This is a genomic window from Dietzia sp. B19, assembly GCF_014145155.1.
GTDB classification, from domain to species: Bacteria; Actinomycetota; Actinomycetes; order Mycobacteriales; family Mycobacteriaceae; genus Dietzia; species Dietzia natronolimnaea.
Genome location: NZ_JAALED010000328.1, coordinates 1 through 2494, shown reverse-complemented (window position 1 = coordinate 2494; position 2494 = coordinate 1). Strand labels below are relative to the sequence as shown.

The following is a 2494-nucleotide window of genomic DNA, read 5'->3' as shown; positions in this document are numbered from 1 at the left end:
GGCTGGCTCGCGGACCTCCGCGCCGCCGGGGCCGCCGGGCGGGAGGTCAGACCCGCCGACTGAGCCCGGTGACGTCGAGGATGAACCCGTCGGGGTCGACGGTCGCGCTCGTGGCGGCGGTGGCGGTGATCCCGTGGACCTTCTCGTCGTCACTGGAGAAGGTGACCGAGTCCTCGGTGACGTCGAGCGTCAGGGAGTCCACCGAGAGCACCCGCTGCTCGATCGAACCGGGCTGCGAGTGCAGTCCGAGCCGTCGGCTGATCACGCTGGCGAAGAACACGCTGAACGTCACGTCCACGTCGACCACCCCGTCGCCGCCCACGCGGGATCGGGTGTCGGAAGGGTCGTCAAGGAGCCAGGAGCCCTCGGCATCGCGGACCAGGTCGATGGTGCGCTCGTACTCCTCGGTGGACACGGTCAGCTGCACCCGGTGAGGGGCCAGGTCCGATCCGATCTCGACCTGGTACTCCAGAGTGAACGCCTGGTGGTCGGGGTGCGCGGCGGAGACGATCCGACCCCGGGCGCGGGAGGACTCGCCCTTCCGGACGAGTCTCACCTGCTCGATCACCCTGCCGGTCTCGGAGATCCACGTGTACATGCGGGGAGCCGAGGCGCGAGGCGCTTCGACCTGCGGCGAGGGCGACTGGGAAGCGTTCACCCCTCCTACGGTATGAAAATCTCCACCGAAACGCACATCACCGGCCCGTCGCGGCGGCCCTGCGTCACCTCGGTCGCAGCTCCACCCGTGCGCGTCGCCAGGGATACAGCGTCACGTTCCGCGCCCTGGGCCACTCGTGGCCACTGCCCACGCGGTCGAGCCGGTAGCGCTCCAACACCTGCCGGAGGATCACCTCGCCCTCCATCATCGCGAAGGACGCACCGATGCACCGGCGGGCGCCGCCGCCGAAGGGCAGCCAGGTGGTGGGGGTCGGGACGTCGCCGAGGAATCGGCCGGGGTCGAACTCCTTGGGCGCGGGGTAGGCGGCCGGCGCGCGGTGGGCCAGGATGATCGACGGCGAGATGGTCATCCCCCGCGGGTAGGTGCGGCCGCCTACGGTGGCGGGTTCCTGCAGCTCCCGCATCACCATCGGGACGACGGGGTGCAGTCTCAGGGACTCCTTGAGCACGGCGTCCAGGTACTCCGTGCCGCCGGTGGCGATCTCGGACACACATCGATCCTGGATCCCGGGATGCCGGGCCAGCTCGAGCACCGACCACGCCATGGCGGTGGCCGTGGTCTCGTGTCCTGCGGCCACCAGGGTCATCAGCTGGTCGCGCAACTCCTCGTCGGACAACCCCTGCGCGTCCTGGGCGGACGCCCGCACCAGCAGTGCCAGCAGATCCCGTCGCCCGGACAGGGCCGGGTCCCGGCGGGTCGTCTCGATCTCCTCATGCAGGAAGGCGTGGATGGTCGCGAGGTCCCGGACCTGTCGGCTCCACGGCCGGAACCGGCGCAGCGGCAGGATGCCCATGCCGATCATCACCACCGGCCCGGCGTCCACCGCCCGCGCCACGATCGGCCTCATCCGGTCGAGGCGGGCCGAGTCCGTCACCCCGAACACCACGCGAAGGATCACCTCGAGCGTGAGCTCGCTGAACAGGACGTGCGCACGGACCCGGCCCGATCTCGGCCAGCGATCCAACTGCTCGGTCGTGACCTCCTCGACCAGCGAGCGGTACCCCTCGATCTCGCGGCGCCCGAACGCCGGCGCGAGGAGCCGGCGGGCGCGCGCGTGTTCGTCACCGTCCTGGAGGAGGAGAGAGTGTTCCCCCAACAGCGGCCGCAGCAGTTCGTTGCCCTTGCCCGCGTGGAAGACCGACGGCGAGCCGGCGAAGACGTCCTTGACGTCGGCGGGATCGGCGACGGCGACCACCGTCCGGCCCTTGGGCATCAGGTCGAGCTTGAACGGCACCCCGTACCGCCTGGCGGCGGCCGGGAAGACGGCCGCGGGGGCCGAGAGTGCGAGCAGGGCCTGCACCAGGCCGGGTAGGCGTGGCCCGGGGGGAACGCCGTCGTCTGTGGTCACACTGTCCATGGTGACACCGTAGGAGTCGACAGGTGTCGCCGCAGCCGGACCGGCGAACGAAGACCGAGGCCGGACACCGAGGGGTCGCCGGACGTTCACCGCGATCGTCACCTCGCCGTGGCGGTCACCGGCTACCGTGAGCCCATGGCCCTGCTCCCCGTGGACCTGGACTCGACGCCCGACGACATCGCCTCCCTCCTCGCCGTGGACGCCGCCGTGCGCGCCGCGGTGGGCCTGGAACACTCCCCGCCCACACCTTCGGCCCTGCACTGGGTCGGCGCGGAAGGGATGTGGATGGCCCTCGTCCGGCCCGGCGAGGGGCGCGCTCTCCTGGCCGGCTGGCACCACGAGTTCTCCCTCACGGAGGGCAGCGGGCGTGCCGGAGAGGCCGGGACGGACCTCGTCGGCGACGCCCCGGGGTGGTGGCGACGCGGGGTCGAGCACGCCCGGTCCAAGGGCCTCTACCT

2 protein-coding genes and 1 pseudogene are annotated in these 2494 nt (G+C 71.6%); 1 reads left to right on the top strand and 2 read right to left on the bottom strand.

Going from position 1 to position 2494, the window contains the following annotated elements:
- Nucleotides 1-46: 46 nt before the first annotated feature.
- Both G6020_RS10010 and G6020_RS10005 read right to left on the bottom strand, forming a co-directional pair.
- Nucleotides 47-658: a putative glycolipid-binding domain-containing protein gene (locus tag G6020_RS10010; RefSeq protein WP_245847146.1), complete on the bottom strand. Its 612-nt coding sequence runs from the start codon at nucleotides 656-658 to the stop codon at nucleotides 47-49.
- 64 nt (nucleotides 659-722) lie between these two features.
- Entirely contained in the window at nucleotides 723-2027 is a 1305-nt protein-coding gene (locus tag G6020_RS10005; protein ID WP_347237847.1) for a cytochrome P450, read from the bottom strand.
- Between the two features lie 144 nt (nucleotides 2028-2171).
- Here G6020_RS10005 and G6020_RS10000 point away from each other — a divergent pair.
- Nucleotides 2172-2494, top strand: a pseudogene (locus G6020_RS10000) (hypothetical protein); the annotation flags it as partial.